The organism is Streptomyces sp. NPDC059499, from assembly GCF_042749285.1.
Taxonomy (GTDB): domain Bacteria; phylum Actinomycetota; class Actinomycetes; order Streptomycetales; family Streptomycetaceae; genus Streptomyces.
On the sequence record NZ_JBHYTT010000004.1, the window covers coordinates 286,912 to 307,010 of the forward strand.

The 20,099-nt window shown below is 71.3% G+C and carries 17 protein-coding genes; 4 read left to right on the forward strand and 13 right to left on the reverse strand.

Annotated features, from left to right (window positions below; genetic code table 11):
- Nucleotides 1-102: 102 nt before the first annotated feature.
- Nucleotides 103-1,047 (reverse strand): LysR family transcriptional regulator, encoded by a 945-nt coding sequence (locus ACFW9O_RS13010; protein WP_384608387.1) that lies wholly within the window; start codon nt 1,045-1,047, stop codon nt 103-105.
- Between the two features lie 130 nt (nt 1,048-1,177).
- Between ACFW9O_RS13010 and ACFW9O_RS13015 the strand changes: the two genes are divergently transcribed.
- Nucleotides 1,178-2,077, forward strand: a complete 900-nt coding sequence (locus tag ACFW9O_RS13015; protein WP_384608390.1) for an alpha/beta fold hydrolase — start codon at nt 1,178-1,180, stop codon at nt 2,075-2,077.
- 199 nt (nt 2,078-2,276) lie between these two features.
- Here the strand turns inward: ACFW9O_RS13015 and ACFW9O_RS13020 are convergent, their stop codons facing one another.
- Nucleotides 2,277-3,464 carry a glycoside hydrolase family 26 protein gene (locus ACFW9O_RS13020; RefSeq protein WP_384608393.1) on the reverse strand — a complete coding sequence of 396 codons (1,188 nt, stop codon included), beginning with the start codon at nt 3,462-3,464 and terminating at the stop codon, nt 2,277-2,279.
- 112 nt (nt 3,465-3,576) lie between these two features.
- Entirely contained in the window at nt 3,577-4,866 is a 1,290-nt protein-coding gene (locus tag ACFW9O_RS13025; RefSeq protein WP_384608396.1) for a cytochrome P450, read from the reverse strand.
- Nucleotides 4,867-5,058: 192 nt separating this feature from the next.
- Here ACFW9O_RS13025 and ACFW9O_RS13030 point away from each other — a divergent pair, with 192 nt between their 5' ends.
- Nucleotides 5,059-5,571 carry a tyrosinase family oxidase copper chaperone gene (locus ACFW9O_RS13030; protein ID WP_384608909.1) on the forward strand — a complete coding sequence of 171 codons (513 nt, stop codon included), beginning with the start codon at nt 5,059-5,061 and terminating at the stop codon, nt 5,569-5,571.
- 20 nt (nt 5,572-5,591) lie between these two features.
- On the forward strand, nt 5,592-6,452 hold the full coding sequence (locus tag ACFW9O_RS13035; protein WP_384608399.1) for a tyrosinase family protein: 861 nt from the start codon (nt 5,592-5,594) through the stop codon (nt 6,450-6,452).
- Between the two features lie 87 nt (nt 6,453-6,539).
- Here the strand turns inward: ACFW9O_RS13035 and ACFW9O_RS13040 are convergent, their stop codons facing one another.
- The 9 genes from ACFW9O_RS13040 to ACFW9O_RS13080 all read right to left on the reverse strand — a co-directional run bounded on the left by ACFW9O_RS13040 (nt 6,540) and on the right by ACFW9O_RS13080 (nt 16,398).
- Nucleotides 6,540-6,833 carry a chaplin gene (locus tag ACFW9O_RS13040; protein WP_351175478.1) on the reverse strand — a complete coding sequence of 98 codons (294 nt, stop codon included), beginning with the start codon at nt 6,831-6,833 and terminating at the stop codon, nt 6,540-6,542.
- A gap of 110 nt (nt 6,834-6,943) precedes the next feature.
- Entirely contained in the window at nt 6,944-8,110 is a 1,167-nt protein-coding gene (locus ACFW9O_RS13045) for a GNAT family N-acetyltransferase (RefSeq protein ID WP_384608403.1), read from the reverse strand.
- Nucleotides 8,107-8,784, reverse strand: a complete 678-nt coding sequence (locus ACFW9O_RS13050; RefSeq protein WP_384608405.1) for a YveK family protein — start codon at nt 8,782-8,784, stop codon at nt 8,107-8,109. Before ACFW9O_RS13050 ends, ACFW9O_RS13045 begins: the two co-directional genes overlap by 4 nt.
- Nucleotides 8,781-9,947: a glycosyltransferase gene (locus tag ACFW9O_RS13055; RefSeq protein WP_384608408.1), complete on the reverse strand. Its 1,167-nt coding sequence runs from the start codon at nt 9,945-9,947 to the stop codon at nt 8,781-8,783. The genes ACFW9O_RS13050 and ACFW9O_RS13055 overlap by 4 nt, the downstream gene beginning before the upstream one ends.
- On the reverse strand, nt 9,944-10,729 hold the full coding sequence (locus ACFW9O_RS13060) for a polysaccharide deacetylase family protein (protein ID WP_384608411.1): 786 nt from the start codon (nt 10,727-10,729) through the stop codon (nt 9,944-9,946). Before ACFW9O_RS13060 ends, ACFW9O_RS13055 begins: the two co-directional genes overlap by 4 nt.
- Nucleotides 10,719-12,362: a lipid II flippase MurJ gene (locus tag ACFW9O_RS13065; RefSeq protein WP_384608414.1), complete on the reverse strand. Its 1,644-nt coding sequence runs from the start codon at nt 12,360-12,362 to the stop codon at nt 10,719-10,721. The genes ACFW9O_RS13060 and ACFW9O_RS13065 overlap by 11 nt, the downstream gene beginning before the upstream one ends.
- Complete coding sequence (locus ACFW9O_RS13070) at nt 12,359-13,729, reverse strand: O-antigen ligase family protein (protein WP_384608416.1); 1,371 nt, start codon at nt 13,727-13,729, stop codon at nt 12,359-12,361. The genes ACFW9O_RS13065 and ACFW9O_RS13070 overlap by 4 nt, the downstream gene beginning before the upstream one ends.
- 3 nt (nt 13,730-13,732) lie before the next feature.
- A complete protein-coding gene (locus tag ACFW9O_RS13075; protein ID WP_384608420.1) occupies nt 13,733-15,226 on the reverse strand; it encodes an exopolysaccharide biosynthesis polyprenyl glycosylphosphotransferase in 1,494 nt (497 codons plus the stop codon).
- Nucleotides 15,223-16,398 (reverse strand): glycosyltransferase family 4 protein, encoded by a 1,176-nt coding sequence (locus tag ACFW9O_RS13080; protein WP_384608423.1) that lies wholly within the window; start codon nt 16,396-16,398, stop codon nt 15,223-15,225. Before ACFW9O_RS13080 ends, ACFW9O_RS13075 begins: the two co-directional genes overlap by 4 nt.
- A gap of 629 nt (nt 16,399-17,027) precedes the next feature.
- Between ACFW9O_RS13080 and pgm the strand changes: the two genes are divergently transcribed.
- Entirely contained in the window at nt 17,028-18,674 is a 1,647-nt protein-coding gene (gene pgm, locus ACFW9O_RS13085; RefSeq protein ID WP_384608426.1) for a phosphoglucomutase (alpha-D-glucose-1,6-bisphosphate-dependent), read from the forward strand.
- Between the two features lie 44 nt (nt 18,675-18,718).
- Here the strand turns inward: pgm and rho are convergent, their stop codons facing one another.
- Nucleotides 18,719-19,858: a transcription termination factor Rho gene (gene rho / locus ACFW9O_RS13090; protein WP_384608429.1), complete on the reverse strand. Its 1,140-nt coding sequence runs from the start codon at nt 19,856-19,858 to the stop codon at nt 18,719-18,721.
- Nucleotides 19,859-20,099 lie beyond the last annotated feature (241 nt).

The window sequence follows — 20,099 nt, forward strand, 5'->3', positions numbered from 1 at the left end:
CCCGGCCGAAACCCGGTGCGGCGAGGCGGAGTTCCGCTTCGCCGCACCGTGGTGTCGACCCGTCCCCGGGTACGGGGCCCGCCGAACCTGTCCCGCGCCGCCTCAGGGAGCGGCGCCCCGGCCTCCCCCTGCGGGCTCCTGGGGAGGAGCGTCCAGGCAGTTCGCGGCGTCCGAGAGCGCGGTGAGCAAGGCACCCAGTGACGGCGGGACCGTCGTCGTGCCGCGCACGGCGGCGCAGATCTTCCTGACCGGTTCGGGCCCCCGGACCCGCCGCACGACAACGTCCGCATCGGTACCGCGCAACCCCATCCGCGGAATCAGCGCCACGCCGATACCTGCGGCGACGAAGCCCAGGGCCGTCGCGTAGTCCCCGCTCTCCACCGTGAAGCCGGGGCTGAAACCCGCGGCCGCGCATGCGGTGAGCACGATGTCCAGACAGCGGTCGGAGGCCCGTTCGCTCCCCACCCATGCCTCGTCGGCGAGGGCGCCGAGATCGATCACCGGCTGCCCTGCGAGCCGGTGTCCGACCGGCAGGACCACGTGGTACGGGTCGTCGAGAAGAGGTACCAGACGGACCCCACCCGGGACATCGCCCTGTGGCCGGACCACCACCGCCAGATCGGCCGAGCCCTCCTTGACCTCCGGCAAAGGGTCGTGCGGGTCGCTCAGCCTGAGTTCGACCCGGATTCCCGGGTGTCCGTGCCGCATGCGGGCGAGGGCCGGAGCCACCAACGAGGCGCCGGCGGAGCTGAAGTAGCGGACGCTCACATGGCCGGTCCGGCCCTCCCGGAGGTCGGCGAGCGCGGTCTCCGCCTCGGCCACGGTCCTGCTGATGGTGTCCGCGTAACCGGTCAGCAGCCGTCCGGCCTCGGTGGGCCGTACGCCCCGGCCGGCTCTCTCCAGCAGCGGCGTCGCCGCCTCCTTCTCCAGAGCCGAAACCTGCTGGCTGATGGCCGACGGTGTGTAACCGAGGTTCGCGGCCGCGGCGGACACGGATCCGCTGGTGACCACAGCGCGGAGGATCTGTAGACGCCTCATATCCAGCATGCAGGTGAGCTTAACAGTGGCTATAGATCATTTCACTTGTCCTGTTGAGTCGCTGGATGCAGGGTGAGGAGCGGAAAGCGCGGCGGCCGCCGCCGAGACGCCCCGACACGACACGACAGGAGCCTTCACCATGCCCTTCGGCCAGGATCCGCACGACCCGTTCGACATCACGCACGGCATGGCCGATCTGTCCCCGGGCCTCCGGCTGCACTACGTGTCGGCCGGCGAGGGCGCCCGCACGATCGTGCTGATCCACGGTTTTCCGCAGACCTGGTGGGAGTGGCGTCGGGTGATGGGGCCGCTCGTCGCAGCGGGCTACCGCGTGATCGCTCCCGACTACCGGGGAGCCGGGCACTCGTCGCGCCCGGCCTCCGGCTACGACAAGTGGACCGTGGCGCGCGACATCCACCAACTGCTGCACGAGCACCTCGCGATCCACGAGCCCGTCGTACTCGTCGGCCACGACATCGGCCTCATGGTCGCCTACGCGTACGCACAGCAGTTCCGCCACGACGTGTCCCATCTCGTGGCAGTGGACGCACCGCTTCCCGGTACCGACGTGTTCGACCGGCTGCGCAGCGACCCACGGGTGTGGCACTTCGCGTTCCACGGGGCGCGTGACGTCGCGGAGATGCTGGTGGCCGGACGGGAACGGCAGTACCTCCAGGCATTCTTCGCCGTACGCAACTCCGATCCCTCCGCCATCGACGAGGCCGACTTCGACGTCTACGTCTCGGCCTATTCCGCGCCCGGAGCGATGCGTGCGGGATTCGAGCTGTACCGGGCGTTCGACGCGGATGCCGAGGAGAACCGTGCGGCACTCGGGCGCGACGGCAAACTGACGGTCCCGGTGCTGGCGGTCGGTGGGGCGATGAGCACCTCGGGGGCGCTCGTCGAGGAGATGATGCGCGAAGTGGCCCACCGCGTGACGGGCTTCATCGTGCCGGGCACCGCGCACTGGATTCCCGAGGAGAATCCTCAGGAATTCACCACCGCGGTACTGGCGTTCCTGCGCGGACAGGACAGTTGACCGCGAACGGCCCGGCGCCCGGCGGCGTACGTCACCCGCTTCGGACCCGGCCCAGCCACGCGTCCTGTAAGCGGCGACACGGATTCTGGGGCGGGTCATACCCGCAGTCATGCACGGCCCGAGCCGGAACGTGCCCGGCTCGTCCCGGCGGCAACAGACTTGTGACTGCCGGGACGAGCCGCGGACTCCGGGGCGGCACTCAGTCGCTCAGACAGAACTTCCGGTCCGTCACCCACCGGCCGAACCAGTCGCTCAGCGGAATGCTGATGCACCAGTCGGTTCCGTTCGTGTCCGGTGTGGGCACGGTCGGTGCGGGCTTGTGGGGCTTGGGCGTCCCGCTCGGCGTGGGCGCGGGCGAGGTGGGATCGGCGGTCCCCGGCTTCCGGATCAGCATCTCTCGGTACACCCGGGACGACTCGGGGTTCTGGGAGCACTGCCACACGCCGTGCGGGCAGTAGTCCGTGATCGTCTGGTACACCGGCTTGTGCTGCTCGATCCACTTCAGCATGCGGCGCATGTACTCCGGGTTGTCGCCGTTGCGGAACAGCCCCCACTCCGGATAGGAGATGGGCTTGCCGCGCTCCGCCGCGAAGTCGACCTGCTTCTGCAGCCCGTACGGTTCGTCGACCTGCTCGTCGAACGTCCGGGCCGGAGGCTGGTCGTAGGAGTCCATGCCGATGATGTCGACGACGTCGTCGCCGGGATAGCACTCGGTCCAGGGGACGGCGTCGCGCCCACGGCTCGGTGCGAAGTCGAAGCGGAACTTCTGGCCCGGGACCGAACGCATCGTGGTGACGATGCGATTCCAGTACGCCTTCCACGCGACGGGATCCGGACCGCAGCGGTGTGTGTACGTGGTGCCGTTCATCTCCCAGCCGAGGACGATCACCGTGTCCGGGATGCCCAGCAGGACGAGCCGGTCGGCCAGCTTGCGGAAGTGCTCGTCGAACTCTCCCCGGGCACCCGCCCGCAGGAGCCGACGCACCTCGGAGTCCGGGACCTGCGCCTCATTCCGTTCCAGCATCGGTGTGTTGAGGACGAACATCCGGTCCTCGGACGCACGCCGCCAGGCACTCCACGCCGCGAGGAATCCGGGGCGGCCCTCGATGTTCTCCCACAGGTCGCCCGGCAGGTAGCTGTGCCCGACACGCAGCTCGGTCCCGCCGAGCCAGCGCGACAGCTCCGCCATCCGCCGGATGCCGTCCGGTCCGTAGTTCAGGTAGGCGCCGATCGCTGTGGTGTCGGCAGACGCGGAGGGGCCAGGTGAGGAGCCCTTCCCGGCCTCGGAGTCCGAACCGGTCCGCTCCGTGACGACCGCGCCGCCGACGAGGAGGCCGAGCACAGCCGTCCCGATGCAGAAATTGATGAGACGGCGCTGTGCGGGCACGGCTCCTCCTTGGGTTTTCGGCATACCTAAGACGATCTCGACCCTAGGGAGAAACGCCCGACAATGGGCTGTGTGGGCGCTTTTGGGTAGGCCATTCGCGACATCCGGAGAATCAGACCGGACCATTCGGGTGACAGGTGTCGAAGGTGAAGGGAAGCGCCCGGACACGGTTGTCGAAATTCGAATCGACAAGCACCGGTTCGCCCGTCGCCCGCACGTTCCCGAGCCGCGTGAGCATTTCACGGAAGAGCACCTTCATTTCCAGCCGCGCCAGATGTGCTCCCAGACAGTGATGGGGCCCGCCCCCGCCGTAGCCCAGATGTGGATTGGGATTGCGGGTGATGTCGAAGGCGTCGGGGTCGGTGAATACCGAGGCGTCCCGGTTCGCCGAAGCGTAGAGAAGCATGACCTTCTCGCCGGGAAGAAAGGTGCGCCCGCCGAGCGTGGCCTCGGCCGCGACCGTCCGGCGGAACTGGATGATCGGCGTCGAGTGCCGGACGATCTCGTCCACCGCGCCGTCGGCGTACCGGTCGAAGTCGGACTCGAGGAGAGCGCGCTGCTCCGGGTGCGCGGTCAGCAGCAGCAGGCCGTGGGCGATCGCGTTACGTGTGGTCTCCACCCCCGCGACCAGCAAGAGGGAGAAGAAGGCGCCGAGCTGACGCGAGGACAGTGCCTGTCCGTCGACGTCCGCGCGCACCAGAGCCGAGATCATGTCGTCGGCGGGCCGGCGACGGCGTTCGGCCGCGAGTTCGGCCATCACCATCTGCATACGGCCCAGGGACCGCAGACCGCGGCCGGGTACCCGCAGCCGGGCGCGGCCCCGGCGCTTCACGCCCACGTACTCCGACGCCTGATCGATCCGGGCGGCGATCCCGGCGCGGTGGGGGCCCGGGATTCCCATCAGGTCGCAGATGACCTCGAACGGCATACGGGAGGGAGCCGAAGGCATGAAGTCGCCGGGGCCGTCGGCGATCATCTCGTCCACCAGCCGCCGCGCGACGTCGTGGATGTTCTCCTCGGCGGCCGCGAGCAGCCGCGGGGTGAACGCGCGGGAGATGGTCCTGCGCAGACCCGCGTGCTCGGCGCCGTCCATGTTGACCATGGAATTGCCGAACACCGCTTTGGCCCAGCGGGCCGGCTCCGGCGTGGTGACACCGGGCGCGCTCGCGAAGAGGTGCGGCTGCCGGCTCGCCGCCTTCACATCCGCGTGCCTCACCAGTGCGTGGAACGGCGCGTGCGAGCCCGTGCGAGGACTGAACAGGACCGGTGAGTCGAGCTCCCGCAGCAGCGCGAACGCGGACAGCCGCTCGGGCCGGGGCAACCGCCAGAACGACGGGTCGGCCAGATCGACGTCCGCCGTCCTGCGCACGCGGTTCGTGGGTACCTGCGTCGGCGCGTCCATGCAACCTCCGTGAGCTCGAACGGCCATGCTGGCCCGCCGCGCGCTGCCGCCCGGGCGACACGGCCGTACGGACCGGAAAATTCCCACGGTCGCGTGATTCGCGCACGACGAGAACCGTTCACGCGCCGCCTCGTTGTCAACTTCGAGAGAGACGACACCTCGGAAGAGTGGACGAGAGGAAGGGAACAGATGATGAATCCGACCACCGGCACGAGCGGCACGCGGTCAGGCCGGAAGAGCCCGGGCCGCCGCGTCGTGCTGCGCGCCGCCTTCACGGCGAGCGTGGTCGCCGGGACGGGCGGCGCGCTCGCTCCGATTGTCGTGACGGGCCGGGAGAACCGGGCCGGCACCGCGCAGGAACGGACCCTTGCCACGGGGACCGCCACGATCGGGCGAGGGCGCCCTGCCGGGCCCGAGCGGTTCGCCGAGATGTACCGGGGCCGTGACATCCGCGGGACGGCAGCGGTCATGGTGCCCGCCGGCGGTGGAGCGGCCACCGGCCGGGCCGGGGCCCTGTCCGCGATCGCCGACACGCAGGTGAGCATCGACGGCAGAACGCTGCATGTGATGAGGCGCGCCGACGGCAGCTACCTCAGCACGGTCAACCACTACGAGTCGTTCCCGACGCTGCTCGAGACGGCCCGCGCGGCTGTCGACGAGATCGGCACCGCGCAACTGGCCGAGGCCTCCCCGCACACCATCTGAACCACGAAGGACGAGCACGGGTGTACAGCCGCAAGAATCAGCGCAACCTCACACGCACGGAGAAGAAGCGCCTGGTCGGTGCGATCCTGGAGCTCAAGCGCTCGGGACGGTACGACGAGTTCGTCGACCTGCACCGGGAGTTCTACGTCACCGACGCCGAGAGCCGGCCACGGCCCGCTCATATGACCCCGTCCTTCTTCCCGTGGCACCGCAGGTACCTGCTGGAGTTCGAGCAGGCCCTGCAAGCCGTCGACCCGGGGGTATCGATCCCCTACTGGGACTGGACGCGGGACAACACGCCGGCGTCCTCCCTCTGGGCGGAGGACTTCCTCGGCGGCAACGGCAGGTCCGGCGACCGGCAGGTCATGACAGGGCCGTTCGCGTACCGGGAGGGAAACTGGCGCATCAGCGCGGGAGTCACCGACGACCCCTTCCTGCGCCGGAACTTCGGCCGCCCCTCCGCGCCCGTCACCCTGCCCGGCAAGGCCGATGTGGACCGCGCGCTGCGCGACCCGGTCTACGACGCCGCGCCATGGAACAGCGTCAGCACCACCGGCTTCCGGAACAGGATCGAGGGCTGGGGGATCAGAGGCGGACGAGGGGTGGCCAACCACAACCAGGTGCACCGCTGGATCGGCGGCTCCATGGGGGGTGCCGCGTCGCCCGACGACCCGGTCTTCTGGCTGCACCACGCCTATATGGATCTGCTCTGGACACGCTGGCAGAAGGCGCACCCGCGCTCCCGCTACCTGCCGGGCCGCGGACTCCCGGCCGGCGATCCGCAGCACGACCGGGTCTTCGCCCTCGACGAGCCGATGCCCCCCTGGGACGTGGCGCCCGCGAAGCTCCTGGATCACACCCGCCTGTACCGCTACGTCTGAGTGGCGGGATCCCGCCGCCGGCCGCGGAAACGGCCGGGCCGCCCCTCCCGGTGGGGAGGAGCGGCCCGGTGACGTACGGCGTGGGGATCAGTGGCCGTAGCCGTAGTCACCCTTGTCCTCGTGCTTGTCCTCGTGCTTGTCCGACACGTTCGCGCACGTGTTGCCGAAGGCCGGGTTGAGCAGCGCGATGATGTTCACGGTGTTGCCGCAGACGTTGACCGGGATGTGAACGGGCACCTGAATGGCGTTGCCCGAACCGACACCGGGAGAGTGGGCGGCGAGGGCCTCCGCTCCGGCGTCGGCGGTAGCCAGGCCGGCACCGCCGGCGATCAGGGCACCGGTACCAGCCATGACAGCGGCTACCTTCGAGATGCGCGACATCTGTTCTCCTTGAGAGGGTCGAAACCGGCTGCAGAACGTGCGCCGGCATGCCCTGACAACGCGAAAATCGACAGACGGTAACGGATCGGATCAAAAGTCGTAATCCGCGGTTACCTCCGGCCGATGGCGGAGAGGCCTCCGGCAGGCAGCGCGCTCAGCCTGCTGTGCCAGTCACGTGCGGCGGGAAAACGGCTCTTCACCGCTTCCGCGGCCCTGTCCCGCGCCACCACCTGCGACTCGCGCAACCGGAGCAGCGGTTCCAGAGCGGAGCGGGCGAGCAGCAGGCGCTGGTTGACGACCGGAACGGGTTCCCAGCTGTTCTTGTACTGCTCCGAGCCGCGCAGCAGACTCAGCACGCTGCGCCCCGTGTCCGCCGCCTGCTGTGCCGCCTCGCGCAGCAGCATCGTCGACACGTCCACCTTCCTGTCCCGGAGCCCCGGATCGGCTCCGTACAGATAGGCGCCGGCCAGGTGTGCGGACCTGAGCGACAGGTCGGCGGCCACCACCTCCCCGTCGAGCACGAACTCCGTCAGCGACGCGTCGCCGTCGCGGACCATCCGGCGGGTCGCACGCACCAGATGCGCGGAGAAGCGCGGCCGCAGGTGCTCCGGGTTGATCCCCCGGCCGCGCCACTGGCGTTCGTGCAGCCGCACCAGCGTGGCGACCGCGTCCGCCACGCGGTGCTCGGGTGCGGGGCGGCACTCGATCCGCAGAGCGTCCAGCTTGCGCAGCTTGGACCGGGCGCGTTGGGCGCGCGAGCCGGGCATCCGTGAAAGGAGAGCGCCGATGGGCTCGGCGGGGAGTTCCATGCAGGTCGAGTCCGTGAGCCTGCACCTGGCGCCGGACCAGTTCTCGTACAGCAGCTGGGCCGAGGCGTCGGGCCGCACCTCCCGCAGATCGATCACCGTGTGGACGGCGGCCCGTTCGAGCCCGCGCTCCAGGGCCATGACCGCACCCTTCGCCTCCTCGTCGTCCACGAGGATGTCGAAGAAGTCGGAGATCGCGCCGCCCATGGGCACCAGCAGGGGCATCGGGCGGTGTACGAGCATCAGGGGAGCGGCACCGATCAGCCGCCCGTTCCGCCGGGCAAGTACGACGCGGAGCCTGCCCGGTGCTCCGTAGGACAGCCACCACGAGTGCAGCCAGGCATGGCTCTGGAACGGGGTGGCGGTCGAGCAGCGGCGATGCAGGGCGTCCCATTCCCCGGCGAGTCCGGCGAACTCCGCCAGGTCGCGGCAGAGTGTGACGGCGAGGCGCCCGTCGAGGTCAACGGTCATCGCACGAGCTCCCGTTCGTCGGTCGGGAACGGACCGCCCGCCTGGGCGGGAGCCGGCACCTGGGCGGGGACACCCCGGTGTCCCGGGCGGGGCCGTACGAGGAGGACCAGGCCGCCGATCAGCCCGCCCGCACTCGCACCCACAGCCGTGCCGAGGGGCACCGAGGGGGACACCGGTTCCGCCGACGGTACGGCGTGCGAGAACTTGAGGAGTTTCACCCCGGTGTCCTTGGCGACATGACCGCTGCTGACCACCACGGCCTCGGTGACCGCGTTGGCGATGTCAGCGGCCCGTCGCCGGTTCTCGGACGTTCCGGTGATCGCGATCATGGGCGAGTCGGGGGAGGTCTCGGCGCGCACGTGGGTGCGCAGCTCCCGTACCGGCTCGCCCGCGGCGCCGCGTGCGTAGACCAGGGTCGCCTCGCTCGTGGCCAGGCGGCCGTACGACTGGGCGTAGCCGAGCGCTGCCGCCGGATCGATGCCCTTGTCGGCCGCCACCATGGCGTAACTGGTCGACGCGTACTCGGTCGGGGCGAGCAGACCGTAGGAGAGCCCGGCTGCCGTTCCGAGCAGGATGCAGGTGGGCAGGGGCCACCAGTGGGGCGGCGCGGACTTGGGGCGGAGTCCGCGGAACCGTCCGCGGGCGGCCGGCTGCTGCTCGGGCGACTCGGTCATGAGTGTGCTCTCCAGGTCGAAGGGGCGGTGTCGAGGGCGTGTGCGTAGACGTCCATGAGGCGCTCGCTGCTTTGCCTGATGTCGTACTGGTCCACGGCCGGGGGCGGCGGCAGTCTTCGGGCGCAGCTCTCCATCCGGTGGCGCAGGGCGGCCGTCAGCTCGTGCGTGAGATCGGCGGGAGTGGAGTGGGACCCGGCGACGCCGATACGGGTGGCGCCCGGTGCCCGGCCGGCCGGGAGGTCCTCGATGGCGGGACAGGCGCTGTGCACGACGGGAAGCCCGGCGGCCAGTGCCTCGACGGCTGCCAGCCCGAACGTCTCCTCGCGGGACGCCGAGACGAAGGTGTCCATGGCCGAGAGCACGGCGGGGATCCCGGGGCCCGCCGTGCCACCGTCCGTGTCGCACTCGCCGAGGAAGCGGACCCGCCCTGCGATCCGGAGCCGGGTCGCCAGGGCGCGCAGCGAACCGGCTTCGGGGCCGTCCCCGGCCAGTACGAGCCAGGCGTCCGGGAGCGCCGCGACGGCACGGATCAGTACGTCGAAGCGTTTTCCGGGTACGAGTCTGCCGACGCCCCCCACCACGAACGCGTCGTCCGGGATACCGAGCAGCGCCCGGGTCGCCCGGCGCCGGCCGCTGTCGAAGCGGAACCGGGCCGCGTCGATTCCATTGGGCACGGTGTGGATCCTCGCGGCCGGCACACCCCAGTCCAGCAGGCGGCCGGCGATGGTGGGGGAGACGGCGACCGTCGCCGCCCCGAGGCGCTCGGTGCGCAGGTACAGGGCCCGGGTGCCGCGGGTGAGCGGCCGCCCTTCGATTTCCGCATGCCCCAGCGAGTGCTCGGTGGCGATCGTGGCACGCGTGGTCCCGGCGAGCCGGGCCGCGATCCGCCCGTAGACGCAGGCCCGGTACAGATGGGTGTGCACGATGTCGTACGCGCCGCGGCGGATGAGCCGGGCCAGCCTGGGCACAGCGGTGAGGTCGCGGTTGCCGTTCATGCCCAGGTGCCCGACGCGGACGCCGTCGGCGCGCAGTCCTTCGGCGACCGGGCCGGGGTTGGTGAGCGTCACGACGTCGCAGGGCACCGGCAGATGACGGAGCAGCAGACGCAGCTGCTGCTCCGCGCCGCCGACCCCGAGGCCCGTGATGATGTGCAGGGCCTTCATCGGGGCCCTCCGGTGGGGACGGGCGCGGGGGCAGGGGCGGCGCCGGGCCGGTGGCGCAGCCGGTGCCGCAGTTCCTTCGCGCGCAGGCGGGCGCCCCGGTCTGCGTGGCTGATGTGCGTACGGGGCAGGGCCAGCGGTCCGATGAGGGCACCGGGTCCGAGCGCGCAGCCGTAGCCGTACCCCGCGTCCCGGACCGACGCCAGCACCCGCCGGTCGGCCGTGCCGTACGGGTAGCAGAAGCCTGCCGGAGCGGTCCCGGTGATGGTGCGGATCGCCTCCCTGCTGCCGTGCGTCTCCAGGCGCAGTTCCTCGTCGGAGAGGGTCGTCAGATCCAGGTGGCGCATGCCGTGCGAGCCGACTTCCAGCCCCGCGTCCGCGACGGCACGGATGCCGTCCTCGGACAGCAAGGGCTTCCGGGGGCCGAGCGGATCCCACGCGTTGGATCCGCCCGTCCGGCCTGGCAGGACGAACACCGTCGCCGTGAAGCCGTGCCCGAGCAGGACCGGGAGCGCTTCGTCGAGGAAGTCGGCGTACCCGTCGTCGAACGTCAGCCCGACCAGCCCGCGTCGGCCGACGGCGTGTGCGCGCAGCAGCGCCCCGACCCCCACGCCGGTGAGGTGGCGACGGCGCAGCCAGGTCAGCTGCTGGTCCAGGCGGTCGGCGGAGACGGTGATGCCGTACGGATCGTCCGTGGGGTCGCTCACCGAGTGGTAGGTGAGAATCCACGGCTGGGGTCGGAGAACGGACAGGGAGGCGGCGTGTGCCGATGTGTCAGCGGCCATGAAGGAACCTCTGTCGGGTGAGAGCCAGCAGATGAACGACTTCGGGAGCTCTGAGGGCAAGTCCGGTGAGAAGGAAGGCCGCCGGGACGAGGACACAGCCTGCTGCCAGGCTGAGCGCCGGATGGCCGATCGCGGGGGCTGCCGCCCATCCCGCTGCCCCGGCAACCGCTGCCGCGGCCGCAGGCCGGCCGAGGGAGACGACGACGGAACGGACCCGGATGGCGACCGCGCGCGAGCCCAGGCCCAGGAGGAGCAGCAGCGCGGCCGTGCTGATGCCGACGGCGTTCGCCGCCGCGATGCCGTTCACGCCGAACGGGCCGGCCAGGGCCAGACCGGCCCCCGTGGTGACCAGCAGTCCGGCGCCCATGGCGCAGACGGGGTACCAGGTGGGCTTTCCCGCGGAGAAGAACGGCCTGCACAGCGTTCCGACCAGGGTGTGGCCGAGCAGCCCGAGTGCGTAGATCCGCATCACCCCGGCAGTGGCCGCAGTGTCCTGTGCGTCGAAAGCGCCTCGCTGGAAGAGCACTTCGACGATCTGGTGCGCGTAACCGAGCACCATCGACGTGCCCAGCAGGACCACCGTCCCGGCCAGTGCGAGATCACGTTCGACCCGTCGGCGGGCGCCTTCCCGGTCCCCGGCCGCCATCGCCCGGGCGACGACCGGGAAGGTCACCGTGCAGATCATCATGGACAGCACCATCGGGAGCTGCGCGACCTTCTGCGCGTAGTTGAGATGCGAGATGGCCCCGTCGGACAGGGACGAGGCGAGGAACCGCTCGACGAACACCTGCGACTGACGGCCCACCACGAACAGCACGACGGGCGCGAGGACCGTGGCGCCCAGGAGCGGAGAGAGGCCCTCCCGCCCCGGGCGAGGCCCGTCGGCGCGTGGCACCCGCCGCCGCAGCAGCCGTGCGAACGTGGGCAGCTGGGTCAGGATCATCAGCACACTGCCGACGGCCACACCGGCCGCCGCGGCGCGCACGCCCCAGACGGAGTGCAGCGCGAGCGTCATACCGATGATGCCGATGTTGTACGCGATGTAGACCCCGGCCGGGGCCAGGAAGCGCCCGTGCGCCCGCAGGGCCGCGCTGAAGTACCCGGTGACGCCGAAGGTGAGCACCGTGACCGCTGTCAGACGGGTGCATTCCACGGCGAGTCCGGGATCGCTCAGACCGGGCGCCAGAATCTTGACGACCCATGGAGCGCCCAGGACCAGCAGGGCGCCCGTACCGGTCAGCGAGGCGAACAGCCGGGGGAAGGTGTCCGCGACGAGCGCCCGCACGGGATCGTCCACGAGTCCGTCCGCAGCGGATCCGGCGGCGGCGCGCCGGGCCAGCGCATGGCTGAAGGCGGGGACGAGCAGCAGGGCCATCCCGTCCTCGATGAGCAGCGTGGCCGCCATCTCGGGCACGGTCCAGGCGATCAGGAACGCGTCGCTGGCATGGCTCGCGCCGAAGAGCCGGGCGATGGCCTGGTCCCGTACGAGCCCCAGCAGGGAGGCGATCACGGTCAGCCCGGCGGCACCGGCGGCCGCCCGGGCGAGGAACCGTCCCGGCCCCGCCGGAGCTCCGGGCGCGGACGTCCCCGAGTCCTTCGCCTTCTCGGCCGTCGCCGCGGAGACCCGGCTCACGCGACGGTCGCCCTCTCCGGCTCGGCCAGCGCCCACCACGCTGCCAGTCCGAGCACGATTCCCGTGAGGACGGTGGAGGGTCCGCCGATGTCCGCGTACAGGAAGTCGACGGTCTGCCAGGTCATCAGCCCCACCGCCGCGAGACCGCAGTCGACGGCCGCCGCCCCCCGGGCCCGGGCGAGGACCAGTCTGCGCACCCCGCCGGCCAGGATCACGACCCAGGTGCCCGCCAGGGCGGTGAGGCCGATGAGGCCCTGCTCGCTCAGCACGAGCAGATACATGTTGTGGGGGGACAGCAGCGGCTGCTTGCGGAAGTCCTGCCCGGCGCCCGCGGTGTCACTGCCCGACGAGAGGCCGATCGAGGCGTGCCCGTCGCGGTGCGCGGGGAAGCCCTTGAGACCGACGCCGGTCATGGGCTGCTCGCGCCACATGCCAGCGGCGGCCGCCCACATGGTGTACCGGTCGTTGACCGACCGGTCGGGGGCGCGCGTCACCTCGGTGATGCTGGTGAGCCGCTGCGAGATCATCTCGGACCCGACGCCGAAACCGCCGACGAGTACGACTCCGGCCGCGCACACCACGGCCAGCGCGCGCACGGCCTGTCGCAGCCCGGTCAGCGCGATCACGGCCAGGGCACCCGCGACCGTCGCGATCCAGGCCCCCCTGCTGAACGACAGGGTGAGCGGAACGACCAGGAGGGCGGCGGCACAGAAGGCACCGGGGCGCAGCCACCTGGGCCCACCGGCGCGGGTGCCCAGCGCATACGCGACGGCTGCGAGCAGCCCGTAGGCGACCACCGTCGCCATGCCCATCACGTCGCTGGGCCCGAACGTACCGACGGCGCGGATGTCCTCACCCATGTACGAGGCGCCGGACCCGGTGGCGTATTGGTACACCCCGGTCGCGCCCTGGACGAGCGCGAGGAGCCCCAGCGTGCCCGTGATGGTCCGGAAGCCCCTGGCGTCCTGGACCAGGATGAAGACGGCGGCCGGTACGAGCACGAAGATCTGCAGGTACCGGACGAATCCGGGGAGCGCCGCCACCGGGTCCGCCGCGGTGACCGTGGCCACCGCCAGGCCCACGGCCGGGAGGCCCAGGACGACGGCCGCGGCCGGGGTGAGAGGGCGCATCCGCAGGAACAGCAGGCGCCCCAGACAGACGAGCACCGCGACGCCCGAGACGAGGTCGGCCGGCGGAACGCCGTACACGGTCCCGGGCCCCGAGCCGTCGGCCGGTACGGCCAGGAGCAGCACCGTCGCGATCAGGGGCAGCAGCGGCCATGCGGTCGTCCACCGGCGTACGGCCGGGGGCGCCGGGCCGGACCGGACGGCGGGTACCGCCGGCGCGGCGGTCACGGTGAGAGTCACGGTTCAGCTGCCTCCGAGGCGGAAGACCGACCCCGCGGTCCGCGCGAGGACGCACACGTCCTGCCAGAGCGACCAGGTCCCGATGTACCGGTTGTCGAAGCGGACACGGTCCTCGATCGAGGTGTCGCCGCGCAGGCCGTGCACCTGGGCCAGCCCCGTGATGCCGACGGGCATGCGGTGACGCGCCCGGTAGCCGGGGTGGATACGGCTGAAGTGCTCCACGAAGTAGGGGCGTTCGGGGCGGGGCCCGACCAGACTCATGTCGCCGCGCACCACGTTCCACAGCTGCGGCAACTCGTCGAGGGACGTCCGGCGCAGCGTCCTGCCGACGCGGCTCATGCCCTCGTCGCCCGACACGTTCCACCGGGTGGCGGACTCATGGGCGTCGGCCGGGCGCAGGGTGCGGAACTTCAGCAGGACGAACGGCCGTCCGTCCCGTCCGATGCGCTCCTGCCTGAAGACGACTCCGGGGCCGTCACAGACGCGTACGGCCAGTGCGCACGCGGCCAGCAGGGGGGCCGCCGCAGTCAGGGCGACCATGGCCAGGACGGCGTCCATCGCCCGCTTGACCCGGTGGCCGGCCGGCCGGTGCCGGCCGTCGTCCAGCGCGTGGGCCGCGAACCCCCACACATGGTCCGGTCTGGACGCGGTCCGGCAGGGGGCGATCGTCCCCTGCTCGGTGATCAGCCACACCCGGCAGCCCTGCCGGACGAACTGCCCGAACAACGCCGCCCCGCCGGGTGCCGACTCGGGCGGAACCGTGAAGACGGCGTGCCGCACGGAGTTCTGGATGACCGCCCGGCCGACGTCCTGCGCGGTCGTGAGGACGGGGAGCTGAGCTCCGCCGGACGTCGCGCCGGCCCCGAGGACATCGGCCGACGGAACGTCGGACCACACCCGGCCCACGGGCCGCAGCCCGTACTCCGGGTGCTCCTGCAGGACGGCGGTGACCCGGTCGGCGACCCGACCGTCGCCCACGACGAGGGCCGACTGGGGGCTGCGGGCAGCCGACCGCAGCCGGGTGCGGTGGACCGCGGTGCGCGCACCGCAGCTCAGCAGCGTCTGCGCGGCGACCGCGCAGGCCAGCGCGGTCCAGCCGATGTCGTAACGAGGGTTGTACGCGGTCAGTGCCTCGGCCGTCACGTACCACTGGACCAGCGAAAGACCGAGCAGCGCGGGCAGCTCCGTCAGAACGGACGGGGACAGCCCGATCCGGTACAGGCCCCGGTGGGCGTGCAGCAGCACCTGGGCCACGGCCTGGAGGACGAAGACCCCCGGAGGCCACGGCAGGGGGGCAACCAACGCCAGGGCGAGAGCCAGCGCGAGGCCGTCGGCGGCGACGAGCCCCGACGGGGACCCCCACCTCCTGAGGCTCCGGGTGGTCCGCAGGGGCTGCGCGCGCCCGGTACCGTCGCGCGGTGGGCGGACGGTGGAAGCCGTACGACGCACGGCTGTTGCCTGGGCGGCTCGGGGGACAGGTGCACTCTCCGTCGTCATTGCTCGGTGCGCTTCCTCGTCGTGGGGTGGGACAGGCCGACAAGTTCCTGGTAAAGGCTCAGAACCGCCCCGGCGGTCTTCCTCACATCGAAGACCGACCGGGTATGTCTCTGCGCCGTGCTGCCCAGCTCCTTCCGCAGCGGCGGGTCGGTCAGCAGAGCGGTCAGGGCCGTCGCGAGGGCTGCAGGGTCCTCGGGCGGCACAAGACAGTGGGATTCGTGGCCGGGCGGCAGGCTCTCCCGGGCGCCGTTGACATCGGACATCAGGACGGGGGTGCCGCAGGCCATCGCCTCGAGCGGGGCCAGTGCCATCCCTTCCCACCGCGAAGGCAGGACCAGGACGTCCGCCGCGTGGATCCACGGCCGTACGTCCCGGCTCGCTCCCGCGAACAGCACACCCGGAGGTGCGGCGCGCCGCAGTTCGTCACCGCACGGTCCGTCACCGACCAGGACGAGCCGCGCCCCCGGTACCCGCATCCGCCGCCAGGCCCGCAGGAGCACGTCCTGGCCCTTCTGCCGGCTCAGCCGCCCGACGCACACGACCAGGGGAGCACCGGCGGGGACGGTCTCCGGGAGCGGCAGGGCGGCGCGGGCCGCAAGCGCGGCCTCCCGGCCGGCCGGCCGGAAGTGGCCGAGGTCGATGCCGTTGTGGATCACGGACCAGTGGGCGGCGACGCCCGCGCGCTCGCCCGCGCGGCGTTCGGATTCGCTGACGCAGAGGATGCGATCGCTCCACCGTGCCCCGAACCGCTCCCACTTCAGGGCCAGCCGGGCGGTCCGGCCCTCGACGGCATCGAAGGACCAGGCGTGGGGCTGGAACACCGTCGGCACCCTGCCCCGGACGGCCAGCCGGCCCGCGAGACCGGCTTTCGCGCTGTGGGCATGGATCACGTCGGGTGCGTACGCGCTGATCAGACGGCTCGCCGTGAGGACCTCCCGGCCCAGCCCCGGCCCCGGGGCACGCTCGGCCGGCCAGGCACACACCCGGGCCCCCGCCACGGCCGCCCCGGACGCCAGCGAACCGCCCGGCGGGCAGGCCACGACGGGCCGCAGCCCTGCCCGGACCTGCGCGGCGACGAGGTCGGTCACGACCCGTGCGACGCCCCCCTCCACCGGCTGGACCAGATGAAGGACCGTCAGTTGTCTTTCCTCGGTGCAACTTTTCTGCAGCACGCACGGCTCTCTTCTCACATGCCCCCGACAAGCCGGTTCGAGTAGGTACCGGCGGAAAGGAATATGGCGGCAGAGATTAGTGGGTAAAACCGAAATGCACTGTGACAGACAGTCTGTGCGAAAACGCGCATGACTCGCGCACCGGGCGATGCGGATTGGCTCCGGTCAGGGGTGCTGACGCCGGATCACTGAATCCTGCGGCGTGTCAGAGTCCAGCATCTTCTGCTCTTCGGGGCGATGCCCCATGATGTGAATGCCGTGTGTATTCCTCTTGCGTTCGGCCGATCGGGGATGTCGCCGACGCGTCGATGAATTCGGGATACCGGAATCCGCGGGATCCTGGGTGCCGCGACCCGATGCCGAGTTGTGCGAAGCGAATTGCGGCCCTCGGTGCACGCCACTGCGGCGGGCTTCCGGGCCCCTGCCCGTTCCGCCGTGTCCTGCGCGGGAACCGGCCAATCGTCACGAACGACCCCGGGCGGGGACCGTGCTCCGGATCTACTGCTGTCGGGCCGCGGGTACCCGTGCGTGCGGCCGAAGGGGCAGTATCGGGTACAACTCGTGATGATCGTCCGCCCCGTGACGGTGGTCCGGTCCGTGGACGCACCGACGACGACAGAGGAGAACCGATGGCTCACGAACGGGCCGGTCAGCCGGCGCAGCCCGGAGACCTGGTGGACGTGGCGCGTCTGGTGACCGCCTACTACACGGTCCACCCCGACCCGGCCGAACCCGGCCAGCGCGTCGCGTTCGGCACCTCCGGGCACCGGGGATCGGCCCTGGCGGCATCCTTCAACGAGGACCACATCGCCGCCACGACCCAGGCGATCTGCGACTACCGGACCCGGCAGGGCACCGACGGGCCGCTGTTCCTCGGCGCCGACACCCATGCGCTGTCCGAACCGGCGCGGGTGACCGCCCTGGAGGTGCTGGCCGCCAACGGGGCCACCGTACTGATCGACAGCGACGACGGCTACACCCCCACCCCGGCCGTGTCGCACGCCATCCTGACCTACAACCAGGACCGTGGCAGCGGTCTCGCCGACGGCATCGTGGTCACCCCGTCGCACAACCCGCCGGCCGACGGCGGCTACAAGTACAACCCGCCGCACGGCGGGCCGGCCGGCTCGGACGCCACCTCCTGGATCCAGGACCGCGCCAACACCCTGATCGAGGGCGGGCTGAAGGAGGTCCGGCGGATCCCGTACGCCCGGGCGCTCGCCGCAGACACCACGGGGAGGCACGACTTCCTCACCGGGTACGTCGACGACCTCCCGGCCGTCCTGGATCTGGACGCGGTACGCGACGCGGGCATCCGGATCGGTGCCGACCCGCTCGGCGGCGCCTCGGTCGCCTACTGGGGCCGGATCGCCGAACGCCACCGGCTCGATCTCACCGTGGTCAACCCGCTCGCCGACCCCACCTGGCGCTTCATGACGCTGGACTGGGACGGAAAGATCCGGATGGACTGCTCCTCGCCGTACGCCATGGCGTCCCTGATCGAGCGGCGCGACGCGTTCACCGTATCCACCGGAAACGACGCGGACGCCGACCGGCACGGCATCGTCACCCCCGACGGCGGGCTGATGAACCCCAACCACTACCTGGCCGTGGCCATCCGCTACCTCTACTCCCACCGCGACGGCTGGCCCGCCGGCACGGGCATCGGCAAGACCCTCGTCTCCTCCTCCATGATCGACCGGGTGGCGGCGGACCTCGGGCGCCCGTTGGTGGAAGTGCCGGTGGGATTCAAGTGGTTCGTCGACGGACTGTTCGACGGCACCCTGGGTTTCGGGGGCGAGGAGTCCGCCGGTGCGTCCTTCCTGCGCCGCGACGGCCGGGTGTGGACCACCGACAAGGACGGCATCCTGCTCGCCCTGCTGGCTTCGGAGATCACCGCCGTCACGGGTTCCACTCCCTCCCAGCACTACGGCGAGCTCACCGCCCGTTTCGGCGACCCGGCCTACGCCAGGATCGACGCTCCGGCGACGCGTGAGGAGAAGGCGGTACTGGCAGGACTCTCCCCGGACCAGGTCACGGCGGACACCCTGGCGGGTGAGCCCATCACCGCCGTACTCACCGAGGCGCCGGGCAACGGCGCGGCCATCGGCGGCCTGAAGGTCTGCACGGCCAGTGCCTGGTTCGCGGCCCGTCCCTCCGGAACGGAGGACGTGTACAAGGTGTACGCGGAGAGCTTCCAGGGCGCCGGACACCTGGCCAGGGTCCAGGACGAGGCGCGCACCCTGGTCGCCGAGGCGCTGGGCGGCACGGGCTGATCCGGGGCGGGCGCGCCGTGCCCGGACCGTCGTGAGCGGGGCTGCTACACGGTGGGAACGGTGTGCTGGACCTGCCGGAGGAACGTGGCGTTGTCCGGGGTCGTGCGGACCTTCTCCAGCAGGACCTCCAGAGTGGCCTGTCCGTTCCTGGACTGCAGGGCGCGGCGCAGTCCCCGTACGGCGGCCAGTTCCGCGGCGGGCACCAGGAGCTCCTCGCGGCGGGTGCCGGACAGCGTGATGTCGACGGCGGGGAAGACCCGCCTGTCGGCCAGCCGGCGGTCCAGACGCAGTTCCATGTTGCCGGTGCTCTTCAGTTCTTCGAAGAAGTAGTCGTCGGCGCGGGATCCGGTGTCCACCAGTGCGGTCGCCAGGATGGTCAGCGAACCGCCCTCCTCGGCCAGGCGTGCCGCCCCGAACAGCTTCTTCGGGCCGATGAGGGCGGAGGCGTCGACGCCCCCGCTGAGGGTGCGTCCGCCCGCCCCGGCGGCGTTGTTGTGGGCCCGGCACAGCCGGGTCAGGGAGTCGAGGAGGATCACGACGTCCCGGCCCTGCTCGACGAGCCGCTTGGCCCGTTCGACGGCGAGGTCGGCGAGCGCGATGTGCTCCTTCGCGGGCCGGTCGAACGTGGAGGCGTACACCTCGCCGCGTACGGAGCGGCGCATGTCCGTGACCTCCTCGGGGCGTTCGTCCAGGAGGACGACCATCAGATGGCATTCCGGGTGGTTGGTGGCGACGGCTGCGGCGAGCTGCTGCAGGAGAACGGTCTTGCCGGTCCTCGGAGGCGCGACGATGAGGCCGCGCTGTCCCTTGCCGACCGGGGAGACGAGGTCGACGACACGCGTGGCGGGTCCGCCGCGTGGTGTCTCCAGGCGCAGCCGCTCCTGGGGGTGGAGCGGAGTGAGGTCGCGGAAGTGCGGCCGGCCCCGAAGGTCCTGTGCGGCACGGCCGTTGACCGAGTCGATCCGGGACAGGACCCGCGGCCCTTCGCAGGTTCCGGCGACGACGTCGCCCTTGCGCAGCCCGTACTGCCGGATGAGTGTCGGCGACACCCTGATGTCGCCGGGGGAGGGATGGCCGCCGTCGGTGCGCAGTACGCCGTGTCCGTTGTCCGTGGTGTCGAGGACACCTGCGGTGCGGACGGGCTGATTCTGCTGCGTGACGGGGCGTTCGAGTGTGCTGGTCATGGGTGGGTCCTTTCGCGGACAAGGCGAGTGAGAAGTCCGGCGAAGCGGAGGCGGCGGAATCACGCCCCGTGTGACGGGCAGAACAGCCCGGACCGGACAGAAGAAGTGGTGCGGAGAAGCTGGATCGCCGGTCACTGGAGGACGGGCACAACAGCAGAAATGAGAGGAAACAGCACCGGCGCCCGATTTGGGGCGTACACATGTGCTAATCGCACCGTAGCACGCAAGTCGAGGAGAGGGA

Coding starts and splice junctions, on each gene's coding strand:
- ACFW9O_RS13010 (WP_384608387.1), bottom strand. CDS start 1,047: ATGCTGGATATGAGGCGTCTACAGATCCTCCGCGCTGTGGTCACCAGC.
- ACFW9O_RS13015 (WP_384608390.1), top strand. CDS start 1,178: ATGCCCTTCGGCCAGGATCCGCACGACCCGTTCGACATCACGCACGGC.
- ACFW9O_RS13025 (WP_384608396.1), bottom strand. CDS start 4,866: ATGGACGCGCCGACGCAGGTACCCACGAACCGCGTGCGCAGGACGGCG.
- ACFW9O_RS13030 (WP_384608909.1), top strand. CDS start 5,059: ATGAATCCGACCACCGGCACGAGCGGCACGCGGTCAGGCCGGAAGAGC.
- ACFW9O_RS13040 (WP_351175478.1), bottom strand. CDS start 6,833: ATGTCGCGCATCTCGAAGGTAGCCGCTGTCATGGCTGGTACCGGTGCC.
- ACFW9O_RS13045 (WP_384608403.1), bottom strand. CDS start 8,110: ATGACCGTTGACCTCGACGGGCGCCTCGCCGTCACACTCTGCCGCGAC.
- ACFW9O_RS13050 (WP_384608405.1), bottom strand. CDS start 8,784: ATGACCGAGTCGCCCGAGCAGCAGCCGGCCGCCCGCGGACGGTTCCGC.
- ACFW9O_RS13055 (WP_384608408.1), bottom strand. CDS start 9,947: ATGAAGGCCCTGCACATCATCACGGGCCTCGGGGTCGGCGGCGCGGAG.
- ACFW9O_RS13060 (WP_384608411.1), bottom strand. CDS start 10,729: ATGGCCGCTGACACATCGGCACACGCCGCCTCCCTGTCCGTTCTCCGA.
- ACFW9O_RS13075 (WP_384608420.1), bottom strand. CDS start 15,226: ATGACGACGGAGAGTGCACCTGTCCCCCGAGCCGCCCAGGCAACAGCC.
- pgm (WP_384608426.1), top strand. CDS start 17,028: ATGGCTCACGAACGGGCCGGTCAGCCGGCGCAGCCCGGAGACCTGGTG.
- rho (WP_384608429.1), bottom strand. CDS start 19,858: ATGACCAGCACACTCGAACGCCCCGTCACGCAGCAGAATCAGCCCGTC.